At 71.8% G+C, this 13638-nt stretch carries 20 protein-coding genes; 3 read left to right on the forward strand and 17 right to left on the reverse strand.

Features of this window, described 5'->3' with window-relative positions; genetic code table 11:
- The 9 genes from ccmI to AB0M29_RS40055 form a co-directional block, all read right to left on the reverse strand.
- On the reverse strand, positions 1 to 252 hold the full coding sequence (gene ccmI, locus AB0M29_RS40015; protein WP_365391735.1) for a c-type cytochrome biogenesis protein CcmI: 252 nt from the start codon (positions 250 to 252) through the stop codon (positions 1 to 3).
- Between the two features lie 2 nt (positions 253 to 254).
- Positions 255 to 1103, reverse strand: a complete 849-nt coding sequence (locus tag AB0M29_RS40020) for a GvpL/GvpF family gas vesicle protein (protein ID WP_365391736.1) — start codon at positions 1101 to 1103, stop codon at positions 255 to 257.
- Positions 1103 to 1615, reverse strand: coding sequence for a gas vesicle protein GvpJ (gvpJ, locus tag AB0M29_RS40025; protein WP_365391737.1), 513 nt, complete (start codon positions 1613 to 1615; stop codon positions 1103 to 1105). The genes AB0M29_RS40020 and gvpJ overlap by 1 nt, the downstream gene beginning before the upstream one ends.
- 5 nt (positions 1616 to 1620) lie before the next feature.
- A complete protein-coding gene (locus AB0M29_RS40030) occupies positions 1621 to 2751 on the reverse strand; it encodes an SRPBCC family protein (RefSeq protein WP_365391738.1) in 1131 nt (376 codons plus the stop codon).
- Between the two features lie 4 nt (positions 2752 to 2755).
- The gene (locus AB0M29_RS40035; protein ID WP_365391739.1) at positions 2756 to 3430 is read right to left on the reverse strand and encodes a hypothetical protein; all 675 of its coding nucleotides are present in this window, start codon (positions 3428 to 3430) and stop codon (positions 2756 to 2758) included.
- 206 nt (positions 3431 to 3636) lie between these two features.
- Entirely contained in the window at positions 3637 to 3912 is a 276-nt protein-coding gene (locus tag AB0M29_RS40040) for an isoamylase early set domain-containing protein (RefSeq protein WP_365391740.1), read from the reverse strand.
- A 143-nt stretch (positions 3913 to 4055) separates the two neighbouring features.
- Positions 4056 to 5123 carry an iron-containing redox enzyme family protein gene (locus AB0M29_RS40045; RefSeq protein ID WP_365391741.1) on the reverse strand — a complete coding sequence of 356 codons (1068 nt, stop codon included), beginning with the start codon at positions 5121 to 5123 and terminating at the stop codon, positions 4056 to 4058.
- Positions 5104 to 5388 carry a CDGSH iron-sulfur domain-containing protein gene (locus AB0M29_RS40050; RefSeq protein ID WP_365391742.1) on the reverse strand — a complete coding sequence of 95 codons (285 nt, stop codon included), beginning with the start codon at positions 5386 to 5388 and terminating at the stop codon, positions 5104 to 5106. Before AB0M29_RS40050 ends, AB0M29_RS40045 begins: the two co-directional genes overlap by 20 nt.
- Positions 5372 to 6061, reverse strand: coding sequence for a HemK2/MTQ2 family protein methyltransferase (locus AB0M29_RS40055; RefSeq protein ID WP_365391743.1), 690 nt, complete (start codon positions 6059 to 6061; stop codon positions 5372 to 5374). Before AB0M29_RS40055 ends, AB0M29_RS40050 begins: the two co-directional genes overlap by 17 nt.
- Positions 6062 to 6286: 225 nt before the next feature.
- On the opposite strand from AB0M29_RS40055, the gene AB0M29_RS40060 reads away from it, so the two are divergent.
- Both AB0M29_RS40060 and AB0M29_RS40065 read left to right on the forward strand, forming a co-directional pair.
- Positions 6287 to 6778, forward strand: coding sequence for a DUF6233 domain-containing protein (locus AB0M29_RS40060; RefSeq protein WP_365391744.1), 492 nt, complete (start codon positions 6287 to 6289; stop codon positions 6776 to 6778).
- A 60-nt stretch (positions 6779 to 6838) separates the two neighbouring features.
- The gene (locus AB0M29_RS40065; RefSeq protein ID WP_365391745.1) at positions 6839 to 7048 is read left to right on the forward strand and encodes a VOC family protein; all 210 of its coding nucleotides are present in this window, start codon (positions 6839 to 6841) and stop codon (positions 7046 to 7048) included.
- 119 nt (positions 7049 to 7167) lie between these two features.
- On the opposite strand, the gene AB0M29_RS40070 is transcribed toward AB0M29_RS40065, so the two are convergent.
- Both AB0M29_RS40070 and AB0M29_RS40075 read right to left on the reverse strand, forming a co-directional pair.
- Complete coding sequence (locus tag AB0M29_RS40070) at positions 7168 to 7365, reverse strand: hypothetical protein (protein ID WP_365391746.1); 198 nt, start codon at positions 7363 to 7365, stop codon at positions 7168 to 7170.
- 161 nt (positions 7366 to 7526) lie between these two features.
- Positions 7527 to 9284 carry a SpoIIE family protein phosphatase gene (locus tag AB0M29_RS40075; protein ID WP_365391747.1) on the reverse strand — a complete coding sequence of 586 codons (1758 nt, stop codon included), beginning with the start codon at positions 9282 to 9284 and terminating at the stop codon, positions 7527 to 7529.
- A 233-nt stretch (positions 9285 to 9517) separates the two neighbouring features.
- Between AB0M29_RS40075 and AB0M29_RS40080 the strand changes: the two genes are divergently transcribed.
- On the forward strand, positions 9518 to 9844 hold the full coding sequence (locus AB0M29_RS40080) for a plasmid stabilization protein (protein WP_365391748.1): 327 nt from the start codon (positions 9518 to 9520) through the stop codon (positions 9842 to 9844).
- Positions 9845 to 9953: 109 nt separating this feature from the next.
- Here the strand turns inward: AB0M29_RS40080 and AB0M29_RS40085 are convergent, their stop codons facing one another.
- The 6 genes from AB0M29_RS40085 to AB0M29_RS40110 all read right to left on the reverse strand — a co-directional run bounded on the left by AB0M29_RS40085 (position 9954) and on the right by AB0M29_RS40110 (position 13551).
- Positions 9954 to 10382 carry a MarR family transcriptional regulator gene (locus tag AB0M29_RS40085; protein ID WP_365391749.1) on the reverse strand — a complete coding sequence of 143 codons (429 nt, stop codon included), beginning with the start codon at positions 10380 to 10382 and terminating at the stop codon, positions 9954 to 9956.
- Positions 10379 to 10801, reverse strand: a complete 423-nt coding sequence (locus AB0M29_RS40090) for an SRPBCC family protein (protein WP_365391750.1) — start codon at positions 10799 to 10801, stop codon at positions 10379 to 10381. The genes AB0M29_RS40085 and AB0M29_RS40090 overlap by 4 nt, the downstream gene beginning before the upstream one ends.
- A 137-nt stretch (positions 10802 to 10938) precedes the next feature.
- A complete protein-coding gene (locus AB0M29_RS40095; RefSeq protein WP_365391751.1) occupies positions 10939 to 11466 on the reverse strand; it encodes an Ig-like domain-containing protein in 528 nt (175 codons plus the stop codon).
- Between the two features lie 178 nt (positions 11467 to 11644).
- On the reverse strand, positions 11645 to 12385 hold the full coding sequence (locus AB0M29_RS40100) for a maleylpyruvate isomerase family mycothiol-dependent enzyme (protein WP_365391752.1): 741 nt from the start codon (positions 12383 to 12385) through the stop codon (positions 11645 to 11647).
- A 132-nt stretch (positions 12386 to 12517) separates the two neighbouring features.
- Complete coding sequence (locus AB0M29_RS40105; RefSeq protein WP_365391753.1) at positions 12518 to 12949, reverse strand: ATP-binding protein; 432 nt, start codon at positions 12947 to 12949, stop codon at positions 12518 to 12520.
- 104 nt (positions 12950 to 13053) lie between these two features.
- Positions 13054 to 13551 carry an N-acetyltransferase gene (locus tag AB0M29_RS40110; RefSeq protein ID WP_365391754.1) on the reverse strand — a complete coding sequence of 166 codons (498 nt, stop codon included), beginning with the start codon at positions 13549 to 13551 and terminating at the stop codon, positions 13054 to 13056.
- Positions 13552 to 13638: the final 87 nt, after the last annotated feature.

Genomic DNA, 13638 nt, shown 5'->3' on the forward strand with positions numbered 1-13638 from the left:
TCACACCTCCAGGCCGCCGAGCGGGGGGCCGGACGCCAGCAGTCGCCGTACCAGCTCCTCCTCCTGCTCGTCGGCCTCTTCGTTCGAGAGCTCGCCGCTGTCCCGCGCCCGGTCCACCTCGGCGAGCTGCCGCCGGATCACCGCCGGGTCCTCGGTCTGGCGCAGCGCCTCGTCGCGGAGCTGCTCGGCGATCCACACCACGCCGCGAACCGGCGCCAGGGGCAGAGTGAGAATTCCGGTGACGAGTCCCATGGCTACGGCACCCCCTCGGATCCCTCCATCGCCTCGGCGACGAAGTCGTACGGTGCCAGCGGGCCGAGCAGGCGCATGCGGATCCGGCCGTGCCAGCGGCGTGCCATGTCGTTCGCCGTCCGCTCGAACTCCGCGCGGCGGTCGTCGCTCACCAGCAGTGAGATGTCGGCGACCGCGTCCTCCGCGGCGGGTGCCGAGGAGACGACCAGGGCGTCGGCGAGCGGGCTCAACTGCCGTTCGATGTCTTCGGTGTCCTTCTGCTGCCGCATCGCGAGGGACTCCGCCACCAGCTCGCCGAGGCGTACCCGTTCGTAGTAGGCGGCGTCCTCGGGCAACCCGGCGACCGTCTCCCGCAGTTCGACGATGTCCGGACGCTCGCGGAGCACCTCCCGCAGGACGGAGTCCTGCTCGTAGACGGCCCGCAGGGTGAACTGGGCGCGTCCCTTGAGGCGTTGGAGGGCCTTCACGAACGTGTCGTGGCCGCGGGCGAGTACGTCGTCGGTGACGGCCCGGGTGTCGGCGACGACCGTCCCGAAGCGGAAGGGCAGCACAGGCGCACCGCTCGCCGCGAGGGGGTTCAGCACACCCGCGTGGGCGCGGAGGTCCTCGGGCCTGCCCAGCGGCCGATCGGTGCTCAGGGAGCTGACGGCCGCGGCGATGTCTCCGTGCCGCACGAACTCCACCCGCGCCTCGGGATCGCCTCCCACCGCGGGGAGTTGGCCGACGGTGGATTCGGCGTCGTGGCCGGTGTCCGACAGCGCGACGATTCCGTACACGTAGCAGGCGTCGTGGAGTTCCTCGGCCGCGTCCTCACGGGCCTCGGCCCTGGCGTCCTCAGCGGTGGGCTCCATCACCTGCTCCGCTCCTTGCGACTCGCGGGCCGACGGGACCTGCGCGGCTGCCGCTCGCGCTCCTCGTCGTCCGCACCGGACTCGTCCTCGTCCCCGGTGTCCTGGTACTCGGCTTCGTCCGCGTCCTCGTCGTCCTCGTCGTCGTCCGACCCTCGCCCGAGGGCACCCTTCACCGTGTCCTTGACGGTTTCCTTGGCTCCTTCGAGGGCGCCCTTGGTCTTGTGCGCGGCGCCGCCTTCGCGGATCTCGTCCATCATGCCGGGGAGCCCGTGTGTCTCGGTGCCGCTGCGGGCGAGGTCGAGCCGGTTGACCGCCTCCGCGAAGCGCAGATACGTGTCGACGCTCGCGATCACGATCCGCGCGTCGATGGTGAGCAGTTCGATGCCGACCAGCGAGACACGTACGTAGATGTCGATGACCAGACCCTTGTCGAGGATCAGATCGACCACGTCCACCAGGCCGCCGCCGGACGGGCGGTCCAGGTAGCTGCCGCTCTGGCTAGCCACGGTCATCGCACTCACCTCCCGCGGGCACGCGTCTTGGTGCCGGACCTCGACCGGGTCCTACCTCGGCGGCCCTTGTCGTCCTCCACCTCGTCCTCTTCGTCCTCGGCTTCGGCTTCGTCGTCCGCGTCCTCGTATTCGTCCTCGTCCTGATCCGCTACTTCGTCGTCATCGGACTCCTCGTCGTCGTCCGCGGGTTCCGCGTCCTCGTCCTCATCGACGGCGTCCTCCTCCTCGTACGCTTCCTCGTCGCCTTCCTCGTCCCCGGAAGCGTCGGCTTGTTCCTGGTCCTCTTCTTCGCGGACTTCCTCGTCACTGCGCACCACTTCGCCGTCGGCCACCTCGCCGCGCCAACCGCGCACTTCGTCCTGGTCGAGGATCGTCTCCGTCATCACATGCCGCTGGAAGTGCTTGAGTTCCAGGCGGGCCCGGCGGCCCTGGGCGCGCCACAGGTTGCCCGTCCGTTCGAAGAAGCCTTGGGGGTAGTAGGCCAGCACCAGAAGGATCTTCGTCAGGTCCGGCGTCAACTCGTGGAAGGTGACCGTTCCGTTGACACGCCCCTTGTCACCCGTGGACTCCCAGACGATCCGCTCGTCGGGCACCTGCTCGATGACGGTCGACTTCCAGGTGCGGTGGGACAGGAACACCTGGGCTTTCCACTGGAGTTCGGTCTCCGACTCCTGCTTGACGTTCTCGACCTTCTTCATGAAGGTCGGATAGTCCTCGAACTCCGTCCACTGGTTGTACGCCACCGAGACGGGGACACCGACCTCGATGCTCTCCACGATGTTGGTTACCTTGATCTTCTTGCCCTTGTCCGAACCCCCGCCGCCTCCGCCGTTGTTGCCGGGCATGACGTCCTTCACCTTCTCCTTGGCCTGGGCGACCCCGGCGTCGAGCATGGAGCGCAGCCCCGATTTGCCGCTCGCCAGACTTTTGGCGCCGGTCAGCGCGCCCGTCAGGCTCGACCCGCCGTTCTCGGCGTAGTCGGTGAGCCGGTCGGTGGTGCCGGACAGCTTGTCCGACACCTTCCCGACGGCGCGCTCGGCGAGCGCGGACAGGAGGTCCTGGGCCTGCTCGGCCAGTCGGTCGGTGGGCAGTTCCTTCGTAAGGCTGCTGGTGGCGCTCTTGGCCTTGCCGGTCATCGTGTCATCGCCCCTTGGCCCGTCCGCCGGCCTGCTTCGAAGCCGTGCTCTTGCGTGCTGTCTGCGAACGGGTCCGCCCGCCGCTCGCGGCCTTCTTCTTCGGCTCACCCGAACTCGTGCTCCGCGCGCCGGTCTTCCGTGCGGTGCCGCCGGTGCCGGACGCGGTCTTCTTGGCGGGGACCGACCCGCTCTTGGCCGTACCCGAACCACTCCTGGTGGCGCGGGACCCGCTCTTCGTGGTGCGCGATCCGCTCTTCGCCGTCGCGCGCTTCGGTTTGCGCGGGGCCTCGTCGGCCTCTTCTTCCTCGTCGTCCGACTGCTCGTCGTCCTGGTCCCGGCCCTCGTCGTCCTCGTCCTCGTCTTCGTCCTCCGCCTCGTCGCCGGGACCGGCGCGCAAGGCGTCGGTGCGATCCGCGAGCTTTCCGGTCAGGGCGTCCATCCGTCGGGAGGCCGCAGCCATGGCGGCTGCCTTGCCGACGCCGAGGAGCTGGCCCCGGAGGTTGTCGGTGAGCTTGCTGACCTCAGGGGACTGCAGAATCCCGCTGACGCCCTCGCCGCCCTTGGCGCGCATCTTCCGCCCGGCGGCCGCCCCGGCGAGGGCCATGGCCCACTTCGCCTTGTGGAAGCGCCCGAGCAGGTAGCCGCCCACCAGTACAACGGCTGTCTTTCCGCTGTTCATGACCATCTCCTCGTCGACCGCGGCCTTGCTGCGTTCACGAGTTCGCCTGCCCACCCCGGGGTGGTGAAAACGGCATATGTCAGGTTTCTATGCGAGCGGGATATTCGGCGGGACTTCGGGCGCCTCAAGCCGGGAAACCAGGGGGGACACGCCAAGTGGCCTCCCACCCGGGCCGGGATGGGAGGCCACTCGGTTGAGCCGCTACGTCAGGTGCGCAGGTAGCTGTTCTGGCCGTCGTGGCCGTCCGCGCTCTCCTCGTCGAACCAGTAGTCACCGTGCGCGAGGTACCGGAAGTGGACACGCCGCTCGGCGGGGATGCTGACGGTGACCGCGCGGGTGCCGTCCTTGCGGACCGCCAGCGGATGGGCGCCGGGCTGCCAGTCGTTGAAGTCGCCGACGACGCTGACGTCACCGCACGGATGGTCCGCGGGCAGGACGAACGTGATCTCGATGGCGTTCTTACTCCGTGTACGCTCCAGCATCGCAAGCAGCTCCTCGCAGCCGTGGGTTTGAGGCGACTCTGTCGCCCCGGGGGCGGGGCCGCCTGCGCTGGTCGCCGTCCGAGTGAAAAACCGGGCGACCGCGGACTCTCGGCTACGGACAGTGAGCGTACGCGTGTCCCAGGTCAGGCGACATGGGCGTCCGCGGCCTTTGTGGGGGCGCCGGTGGGTCGTTCCCCCTGGCGACGCCGCTGCCTCAGGGCGGAGTGACCATCGCGCCATGCCCCGAGCAGGTGAGCGGCCAGCCGGTCGTCGAGGAACACGGTGGCGTCCGCGCCGAAGGCCACATCGGCCTCCAGGTGGGGCTCGTCGGCGAGGAGGCCGCCGATCACCTCGCGGCGTACGACCTGCTCGTGGACGGCGTCGGCCTCCACGTGCTCGTCGTAGAAGTGGGCGGCCGCCGGACCGGCGCCGCCTCGGCGCATGGCCGCGGCGAGGCGGCGGGAGGCGGGGGAGGAAGTGACCTCGACGCAGGCGAAGTGCCCGACCAGGGCCCCGCGCAGGGCGCGGTGCAGGCCGAACAGGGACATCATGTTGACGGTGGCGAGGGCGGAGGCGGGCGCGGCCTCCAGGTAGTGGCCGTAGCCGGTCTCCAGGCCGAGGTCCGTCATCAGGTCGGCGAACAGCTGCGCGTGGATGTTCTCGGCGCGCCCGGCACCGAACTCGTCGTACTCGATGGCGACCATTCCCGCCTTGGCCCGGCCCCGCAGCCGGGGGATCACCCAGGCGTGCGGGTCGGCCTCCTTGAGGTGGTAGAGCGAGCGCAGGGCCGCGTACTCGCGCAACTGCCATGCCTCGCCGTGGTGTTCGAGGTGGTGGGCGACGCTGCCGCTGTGGTCGGTCGGCTCCACGAGCAGCTCGCCGAAGGCGTCGTCCACGGTGCGGCCGCCGGGCACGTCGGCGCGCAGCGCGCCGAGGAAGCGCTGTTCGAGCGCCTGTCGCAGCGGCATCAGGGCGGGGTCCCACTCCCGGTCCTCGGCGACGTCGGCGAAGCCCCGGTAGTGCAGTTCGTAGAGGAGGTAGAGGGCCAGTTGCAGGTCCTCGCCGTACGGGTCCGCCGCCGCGGCGTCGGCGGGCGGCGGGGCGGCCCGTCCGGGTGTGGTGAGCGCGGCCAGCACCCCGGCCGACAGCGGGCCGCGGGGCGCGGGCAGAGCGGGAGCGGTGGTCGCGCGGTCAGTGGCGGTCGCCGTCATGAGTGTCCTCGGGGTCGGATCCCTGCCGCTGGCTGTCCGGCCGGGGACGCCCGGCGGCGGGCGGCTTCCTGTGGGCGCGGTGGCTGGTGTCGCACCACGGGTAGGTGCGGCTGCGGCGGCAGGTGCACAGGGCGACCACGAACCGGTCGGAGCGGTGCACCGTGCCGTCGTCGGTGACGACCTCCACGGGGCCTTCGACCAGTACGGGCCCGTCGTGGTCGACGACGACCCGGCGCGGTGTCGGCCGCTCAGATGCGTTCGGCACGGACGACCACCAGTTCCTCCTCGTCCTCGCCGGCGGCGATCAGGCCGCGGGTGTGCAGCCACCTGCGCCGCTGGGTGAGCACGGGGCCGAACGGCACCCGTGCGCGGTCGGTGACCGAGCAGGTGAGCCCCGCCTCGGACAGCCGCGCCACGGTCGTCCCGGCGCCGCACAGCCCGGAGTGCACCATCAGCAGCACTCCGTGCGGCCGCAGCAGCGAAGGGGCCCGGGAGCAGATCCGGTCCACCACATGCCGCCCGTCCCGACCGGCGTCCCAGGCCCGGGCCCGGCCCCACAGCGGAGGCCGGGCGGTACGGGCGGGGACGTACGGAGGGTTGCTCACCACCACGTCGAAGGTCCGGCCCGGCCATGGCGTCGACAGGTCGCCGCGTCTGACCCGTATGCGTTCCCCGGCGCGGACGGCGTTGAGCCGCGCCGTCACGACCGCACGCCGGGAGATGTCCGTGGCGGAGACACGGGCGCCCATCCGGGCGGCGAGTACCGCCAGGGCGCCACTGCCGGTGCCCACGTCCAGCACTTCGGTGCCCGCCGTGACGCCCTCGTCCCGCAGTGCCCGCGCGAGCAGATACGTGTCGGCCTGTGGGGCGTACACGCCCGGCAGCGTCCACACATCCGCGAAGCGGACGGCGGGCCCGGTCACAGCGGTCGTCGTCATCCCTACCTCCGAAGGCCGGTCACCTCCGGCCGCGATCGACACGTCCACGGCCGGGCGCCGTACGAACCGTGCTCATCTCGCGCCTGCCCGCCGAGGTCTTCCGCATGCGCCGACGGTTCGGCTGACGCCGCTGGTCCGGTGGGCACACATGGGGGAGTCATGCCTTCCGCTTAGAGGGTGCCCGTACGAGTGGAATCGAACGCGTGAGCGAAATATGCTGGAAGGGTGAGGGAGAACGCAGTGCCGAAGGGGAGCCTTCCGCGGGCCGACGGGCCGCTGGTGCGGGTGCGGCTCCACGACGGCCAGGAGCTCTACGCCGTGGTGCTGCGCCGACGGCGGGAGACCGACGGATCGTGGTGGTACCAGCTCCAGATCCACCTGCCGATGGCCACCGACGTCCGGGGGCGCCTGCACGACGAGCCGTCCCCCGTCGACTTTCTCGCGTCGGCCGCCCGGTGCACGCCCGTCGAGGGCCAGTCCTACGACCAGGTGCCGACCGAACGCCGTGGCGTCACCCCGGACTGGAAGATCGAGGAGCCGGTGTACTTCACCGACCAGGGCGGCCCGGCCCGCATCGTCCACCGCGGCACCTGCCGCGCCGCCCGTGACATGTCCGCCCCCGCCACCACGGAACAGGCCCGCGCCGCCCTCGCCCGCCCCGACGCCGAGCCCTGCCGCATGTGCCGTCCGGACGGGCCGCTGCGCCCCGCCGCCTAGGGACCACTTCCTTGCGGGGACGACGGCCGCGGATTGGCTAGGCCGAAGGTCTCAGCCGCCGTGCGGCTGAGGTCCGATCTGCGGCGGCGGCAGCCGCCCTACGGTGATCCATACGTCCCGGACGTGGACACGCTGACCGCGACTGCCGTGACCAGCGGCGCCGAGTTGCTCACCGCGCCGACCGACATGCCGTACGGGGCACGGCAGTCGATGCTGCGCGATCCGTTCGGCCATCTGTGGATCTTCCTCACGCCGATCACGGCCGCGTGAGCCACAGCGCGCGTGGCGGGGCAGAGGTCGGGTGAGCGCGGGCACCCGCGACGGTCTGGGCGCCCGTCGGCCCTGGAAGAAGCCGACGGACGCCCAGACGTACGCGCGGTGGGAGGAGGTCAGGCGTTGGCGATGGCCACGATCAGCAGAGCCAGCGCGGCCACGATCACCAGCCCGAGCAGGGCCAGCGCCCAGGACTTCGAGCCGGGCGGTGTCGGCGCGGGCTGCTGGACCGGCTCGGGCGTCGCCCCCCACTCCTTGGTGCCGGGGCGGTTCCAACGCGGTTCGGGATCGGGCACGGTCTCGCGGTCGGACATCGTACGATCCTCCTCCTGCCGGCATCGGCGCGGCCGCGTGATCGACGCGGCCGGGGCCGCCCGCCGACCGAAGGTGGCCCCATCAGGGCGGCTTCCCTGGGCAGTTGGCGGTATGCGGGCCGATTCGCGGAGCGCGCGCGGCGGCGACAGGTGCCGGAGGGCTACGTGTCGGCCGGGATGTCGCGAGGTGCCGTCTCCTGGCGGTCCGCCGGGTGCGCGGGGACGCGCAGGGCCAGCAGGGCGATGTCGTCCTCGCTCCCGGGGGGACGGACGCGGGCGAGGAGTTGGTCGCAGAAAGCCTCCAGGGGGCGGTGGACGAGTGCGGCGGCGTGCTGCCGCAGCAGGTCGAGTCCGACGTCGAGGGAGTGGCCGGGGGATTCCACGAGGCCGTCGGTGTAGAGCACCAGGGTGGACTTCGGCGGCAGGGTGACGGTGGCGTCGACCCGTTCGGGTGAGCTGCTGGTGCCAAGGAGTATGCCGTGCGGCTTGTGCAGGTAGCGGGCGCGGCCCTCGTAGTCGATCAGCAGCGGCGGCGGGTGGCCCGCGTTGCTCCAGGACAGCCGCCAGTCGGTCGCCGTCTGGCGTTCCAGCCGGCCGAACAGGACGGTGGCCATCGAGACGTCGGTGACATGGGTGACGGTGTCGTCCAGGCGGCTGAGGATCGCAGCCGGTCCTTCGGCCTGGGACCAGGCGTGCGCCCGCAGCATGTTGCGGACCTGGGCCATTCCGGCGGCGGCGTTGAGATCGTGGCCCACGACATCGCCCACGGCCACCGCGAGCGACCCGTCGCGGAGCGGGAACATGTCGTACCAGTCGCCGCCGACCTGCGAGGCGTCCGGGGCGGAGAAGTACCGGACGGTCGTCTGCAGCCCCGGCAGCAGGGGCAGTCGCGGCAGCAGATGGCGCTGCATGGTCTCGGCGACGCGGCGCTGGCGGTGGAAGAGCCGGGCGTTCTCCAGCGCCATACCGGTGCGCCGGGTGATGTCCTCCAGCAGTGGCAGGTCGCCGGTGGCGAAGGGGGCCGCGCGTTCGGCCCGGCCCAGGGTGAGAGCGCCCAGGACGTCCCGTGGCCCGCGGATGGGCGACACGACGGCGGAGTGCATGCCGGTGGCCTTGAACAGCCTGTTCTGTTCGACCGCGATGCCGGAGTCGAGCTTCCCCTCGTACGTCTCCGGGGTCGCCACCGAGGAGGCGGCGCCGCGCAGGGCGCGGGACAGCGGCAGCGGCGACCCTGGTGGCACGGGCGGCAGGGGCCCGCACAGGTCGTCCCGGCTGACCACCGTGCCGCTCTCGTGGTGGACGACCGCGGTACGCCACGCCTCGTCGTTGTCCGCGATCAGATCGACGATCATCCAGTCGGCCAGCCGCGGCACCACGATGTGTGCCAGCCGCCGCAGTGCCTCGTCGCGGTCGAGGGTCGAGGTCAGCCGGGTGGTGGTCTCGGCCAGCAGTGCCAGGCGCGCCACCTCGGACATGGGCGCGTCGACCGATGCCGCCCGGGGAGCCGTGGACTCCAGGCCCTCGCGCTCGTGGAAGATCACGAGCGCCCCGGCCGTGTCCTCGTCCAGCCGGAACGACGTGGTCAGCCAGGAAACGGGCAGCACGGTGCCGTCTCCGCGCGCGAACCAGCCGGACCTCGCCGGGGCGGTGCGCCCCGACTCCATGGCGTGGATCATCGGGCAGTCGGCCTGCGGTACGGGCTCGTTCTCGCTGTCGCGGTGCAGGAGGTCGTGGGCGTCCTGCCCGAGAAGATCCTCGGGGGACCGCGCCAGCATGCTCGCCGCTCGCGGGTTGACCGCGACGATCAGCCGCTGGCCGTCCACGGCGTACACACCGGCGTCCACGGCGTCGAGGACGCCGGCGAGTACACGCCGGTAGTGGTCCGCGTCGCGCCGCGGTGCTCCCTCTGCGCCAGGCATGTGCGGCACCTTTCGTCCACGGGTCCGCTGTCTCGATCGTCCCACTTCCCACGGCGCAGGCCAGTGCACCGCGGCCGGGACCCGGCCCGCCTCGGCCGTTCCGGTGTTTCCCGCGCCCGCACCCGGGCCGGGCAACCGCCCGGCGCGGGGGTGGTGAACGCGGCGGTGCGGGGTACGCGCCGGGTATCGGCGAGATCAGCACACAGGAACCAGCCACGAAGAGGTGAGATGCCATGCCGCGAGGTTCCAGCCCCAAGCGGGAGCGCCAGTACGAGCACATCAAGGAGAGCCAGGAGGAGCGCGGCGCGTCGACGGCTCGGGCGAAGGAGATCGCCGCCCGCACGGTGAACAAGGAGCGGGCGCGTTCGGGGGAGGCCAAGAGTGCCAGTCGCACCTCTACCCAGGACCCCAAGTCCGCCTCCCAGCGCGGCGGTGAGCGTTCGCGCAGCGGTGCCGGGGGCCCGACGCGCGACCAGCTCTACGCCGAGGCGAGGAAGAAGGGCGTGGACGGCCGTTCCAAGATGAACAAACAGCAACTCGCCCGGGCCGTGGGCCGCTGAGCCAAGGAGAGGCCACGGCATGGCCGAGCCCGCGTCACGCGACGAGGACGTCCGCGAGGTGGTCCTGCTCGACATCGACGGGCCCGACTCACCCCTGATGAGCCCTCGGTCAGTTCTCCAGCCCCGCCAGAGCCCGTAGCAGGGCCAGAGCGTCGTCCCGGGCCACCGGCTGGAAGAAGCGGGCGTCGACGCTTTCGACGGCGGCGATCGCGCGGGGGGCGAGTTCGGCGCCTGCTTCGGTGACGCGCAGCCGTTTCGCGCGGGTGTCGTCGGGGTCGACCTCACGGGCGATGAGCCCCTTGGCTTCCAGAGTGCGCAGCACCTGGGAGGTCATCTTGACGTCGGTGCCCGCTTGGCGGGCCAGGGCCAGCTGGTTGGGTCGCCGGCCCTGGCCGTTGAGCCACCAGGCGCAGGCGAGCAGCACGAACTGCACGTGGGTGAGGTCGAGGGGACCCAGCGCCGCGGCGATGTCGCGCTGCCAGCGCAGCGTGGTGTGCCAGAGGAGGAATCCCGGGCTGTCGCCGGGGCCGAGCGTCATGCGCGGTCGGTGGCGAGCTTGACCAGGGCGGCCATGGTCTCGGGCCAGTCGGCGGTGATGCCGGGACCGATCTCCGGGCCCACCTCGTCGGCGCCGTCGCCGGTGATCTCCATCCGGTACGTCACCTTGGTGCGCAGCCGCTCGCCGGCGTCGGCCCGGTGGGAGGTGCGCAGGACGAGCCCGCCGAACCGGGCCTCGTCCACGAACCCCTCACCGGGGACGGCCTCGGCGATGACCAGGTGCACCGGGTCCTGTCCGGCCGGGGTCATGACGAAGTCGGTGCCGGCGGCGAACGGGCCGTTGATCTGGATGCTGCCGACGTCGCCGTTCCACACCCCCCAGTTCTCCACGTCGGCCCACAGGGCCCAGATCGCCTCGGGCGCGGCGTCGGTCTCGATGCTGTGCTCGTACGTCCACATGGTGGTCTCCCGCTCGTTCGTTCGTCCCCGGTAGTTCGTATGCGTACAGATTATCTGCGCGCAGACTATGTGTCAACGGAGAGGGCGCCGCGGACTCGCGGCGCCCTCTCCGTCCGTCTACCGGCCCGCGGCCGGGCTCACTTGTTGATGGTCGTCGTGTTGTGGCTCTTGATGTTGGTCACGTTCGTGACGTCCCCGAAGTGGACGTCGAGCAGGCCGCACAGCAGGCAGCCGGGGGTGTTCGAGGGCGGCGGGGGAGTCGCCGAGACGGTGACGTCGGTGGTGGCGTTCGACGCGCTGCAGCTGTCGTCGCCGTTGTAGGCGGCGGTGATGGTGTGCGTTCCCGTGGTGGTGAAACCGGTGGTCAGCGTGGACTGTCCGGTGGTCGACACGGGCGCGGTCGCGAGGAGGTTCGTGCCGTCGAAGAACGACACGCCGAGCCCGCCGCTCGGGTCCGAACTGCACGTCACCGTCGCGTTCAGGGTCACCAGTTGGCCGGTCGTCGCCGACGACGGCGACGCCTGCACGCTGGTCGACGACTGATCGAGGGCCGCCGCCGACGGGGCGAGGGCCATGACGGCGGCCGCGGTCGCGGCGGCGACCAGGAAAGCGGCCTTCCGCTCGTGCGGTCCGCGTCGGGTACGTCGTTCACGCCAGGGGATCACGAACGGGCCTCCTCGATGTGACGGGTGGGCGGGGTTTCGCCGCAACCATTCGCGGTGCGACCATAAGTCGCCTTCCGCCGCATTTCGGGGAGGCCAGGGCCCGATCGAACCCTCCTGGGCCATCGGCTCGCTCGAATGGGCGGCCCCGTTCGGCGGGTCGTGGTTCCGTGACGGGTCGTCAGTACAGGAACGGCGGTTCGGGCAGTGCCCCGCCGCCCCGCACCGCCAGGTCGGCGCCCTGGGAGCGGCCCATCAGCCATGCCAGCAGGGAACCTTGCGGCCCGTGGACCGCAGGCGCCGACGGCTGCCCGGCGCCGATGTCGTACGCGTCGCGGGTATCGGTGGCGTACAGACGCATCGCCGGGGCGTCGGCGCGTCCGCCGAATGCCGCGACCACCCGGCCGAGCATTCCGTGGACGAAGTCCGGCGGCCACTGCGCGGGCGTGTACCCGGCGTCCAGGTCGGTGTGGTGGACCACCACCTCGGTCAGCCGGGAATCGGCGGCCCGCGCCGCGGGGCGCTCCTGTCCACCCGTCCAGCGCACCGTCCGCCGCCACGCCTCGGGCGTCATCCGGCGGTACTCCGCCGCGAACCGGGCGGCGCTGTCGCGCAGATCGGCCAGCAGCTCCGCGGCGCCGCGGCCGGAGCCGGTCTCGATGTCCTCCTCCCGGGCCGCCATGCTCGGGTACTCCGGCGTCTCCACCCCGGTCCTGGCCCAGATGAGCAGATGACGTCCGCCGTCGGCGTTGCGTGCCAGGTGGGTCAGCACGTGCCCCCGCGACCAGCCCGGCAGCAGCGACGCCGCCCGCACGTCGGCGTCCGTGAACCGGGCCGCCGTCCGCAGGAGTTGCCCGGTCGCGGCATCGATCCGGCCGAGTACGGCCGCCGGTTCGAAGTCCGCCTCGGCACCTGTCGTCATGCGTACTCCCTCTCCTGTCCGGACCCGAGTCCCGCCGAGAAACCACCTAGAGTTGACCGCGCTCGGCGACGGATGTTCCCGCGATGTGGAGGCCCTCGCGGGGTAGGCGAACCGCCGGTGCGCGGGGCGGCGTCAGGACTCGGGCCGGTGCGGGTCGGGTCCGCCCGGGGGGAAGAAGCAGGCGGTCACCGTCTTGCCGCCCACCTGCTGACGGGTCTCCCAGCTGTCGGCGAGCGCGTCGATCAGCATCAGGCCCCGCCCGGAGGTACGGTCGGCGTCCGGTGGAGGAGGTTCGGGCTCACCGCCCTCGGCGTCATGGACGCTGACGTGCAGACACCGGCTGTCCCAGGTCAGCGTGACCTGTGCACCGCTGTGCGCGTGCACGTGCGCGTTGGTGATCAGCTCGGAGACCGTGAGCAGGATGTCGTCCACGGTCTCCGGGGCCTCCTGCGTCCACGCGAGCTTGTTCAGGTGCTGCCGCGCCCACTGTCTGCCGGCCTTGACGCCGCCCGAGATCGGGAACGACTGCGCCCACCCCACCGCCTTCATCGATCCTTCGCCCATCAGCGCGCTCCCCATCCGTCGTCCCGAGCGGCGGATGCCCCGCGCCCTGGCGCACGGGCCGCTCACTGTCCGACTGCCCGCTCCCCACGACATGAGACGTCCGGTCACGAGGTGGGCGGCAGCGCGAGCCAGTCCTGCCAGCTGATGTCGCGGCCCAGGTAGCGGGGCTGCCGGAAGGGCCAGTCGGCGGCGATCCACCGCGGCACGAGCGCGTCGAGCGCTCGCTCGACCTCGCCGCCCGCGAGAGCGTCCACCACCCACCAGGAGATCTCTCCGTCGGAGCCGGTGCGCTCGGGCGGGTCGACGTAGACGCAGCCGAGGAGCGCTGTCTCCTCCTCGTCCAGCAGCGCGTAGTTGAACGACTGGTGAGCGGCGATCTCCTTCTCGTGCCGCAGCAGGTCGACGCGGTCCTGCTCGAAGGTCATCGTCTCCGCGGGCCATCCCCAGGCGGGCCCGAAGATCTCCCACAGGCGCTCCCGGGAGCCCATCACGGCCGGGTAGTCGATCGCGGTGTCCGCCTCCCGGATCGGCCGCAGATGCAGCGCGGTGCCGGGCACGGGCACATGGACGGGGTGGGCGAAGTCGTCAGGCAGCCAGGTCATGAGAGGCGAGGCTACCGTCGGGCGCCGCGCGGCGGCGCGCGGGGTTGGGGGGCGCCCCCGCCCCCCGCCCGCCGGGCGGCCGCGGTC

Origin of the sequence: Streptomyces sp. NPDC051976 (assembly GCF_040680795.1) — a bacterium.
In the GTDB taxonomy this organism is placed as follows: domain Bacteria; phylum Actinomycetota; class Actinomycetes; order Streptomycetales; family Streptomycetaceae; genus Actinacidiphila.

Coding starts and splice junctions, on each gene's coding strand:
- AB0M29_RS40040 (WP_365391740.1), bottom strand. CDS start 3,912: ATGCTGGAGCGTACACGGAGTAAGAACGCCATCGAGATCACGTTCGTC.
- AB0M29_RS40075 (WP_365391747.1), bottom strand. CDS start 9,284: ATGCCTGGCGCAGAGGGAGCACCGCGGCGCGACGCGGACCACTACCGG.
- AB0M29_RS40080 (WP_365391748.1), top strand. CDS start 9,518: ATGCCGCGAGGTTCCAGCCCCAAGCGGGAGCGCCAGTACGAGCACATC.
- AB0M29_RS40030 (WP_365391738.1), bottom strand. CDS start 2,751: ATGACCGGCAAGGCCAAGAGCGCCACCAGCAGCCTTACGAAGGAACTG.
- ccmI (WP_365391735.1), bottom strand. CDS start 252: ATGGGACTCGTCACCGGAATTCTCACTCTGCCCCTGGCGCCGGTTCGC.
- AB0M29_RS40085 (WP_365391749.1), bottom strand. CDS start 10,382: ATGACGCTCGGCCCCGGCGACAGCCCGGGATTCCTCCTCTGGCACACC.
- AB0M29_RS40055 (WP_365391743.1), bottom strand. CDS start 6,061: ATGACGACGACCGCTGTGACCGGGCCCGCCGTCCGCTTCGCGGATGTG.
- AB0M29_RS40090 (WP_365391750.1), bottom strand. CDS start 10,801: ATGTGGACGTACGAGCACAGCATCGAGACCGACGCCGCGCCCGAGGCG.
- AB0M29_RS40045 (WP_365391741.1), bottom strand. CDS start 5,123: ATGACGGCGACCGCCACTGACCGCGCGACCACCGCTCCCGCTCTGCCC.
- gvpJ (WP_365391737.1), bottom strand. CDS start 1,615: ATGACCGTGGCTAGCCAGAGCGGCAGCTACCTGGACCGCCCGTCCGGC.
- AB0M29_RS40070 (WP_365391746.1), bottom strand. CDS start 7,365: ATGTCCGACCGCGAGACCGTGCCCGATCCCGAACCGCGTTGGAACCGC.
- AB0M29_RS40035 (WP_365391739.1), bottom strand. CDS start 3,430: ATGAACAGCGGAAAGACAGCCGTTGTACTGGTGGGCGGCTACCTGCTC.
- AB0M29_RS40100 (WP_365391752.1), bottom strand. CDS start 12,385: ATGACGACAGGTGCCGAGGCGGACTTCGAACCGGCGGCCGTACTCGGC.
- AB0M29_RS40105 (WP_365391753.1), bottom strand. CDS start 12,949: ATGGGCGAAGGATCGATGAAGGCGGTGGGGTGGGCGCAGTCGTTCCCG.
- AB0M29_RS40110 (WP_365391754.1), bottom strand. CDS start 13,551: ATGACCTGGCTGCCTGACGACTTCGCCCACCCCGTCCATGTGCCCGTG.
- AB0M29_RS40020 (WP_365391736.1), bottom strand. CDS start 1,103: ATGGAGCCCACCGCTGAGGACGCCAGGGCCGAGGCCCGTGAGGACGCG.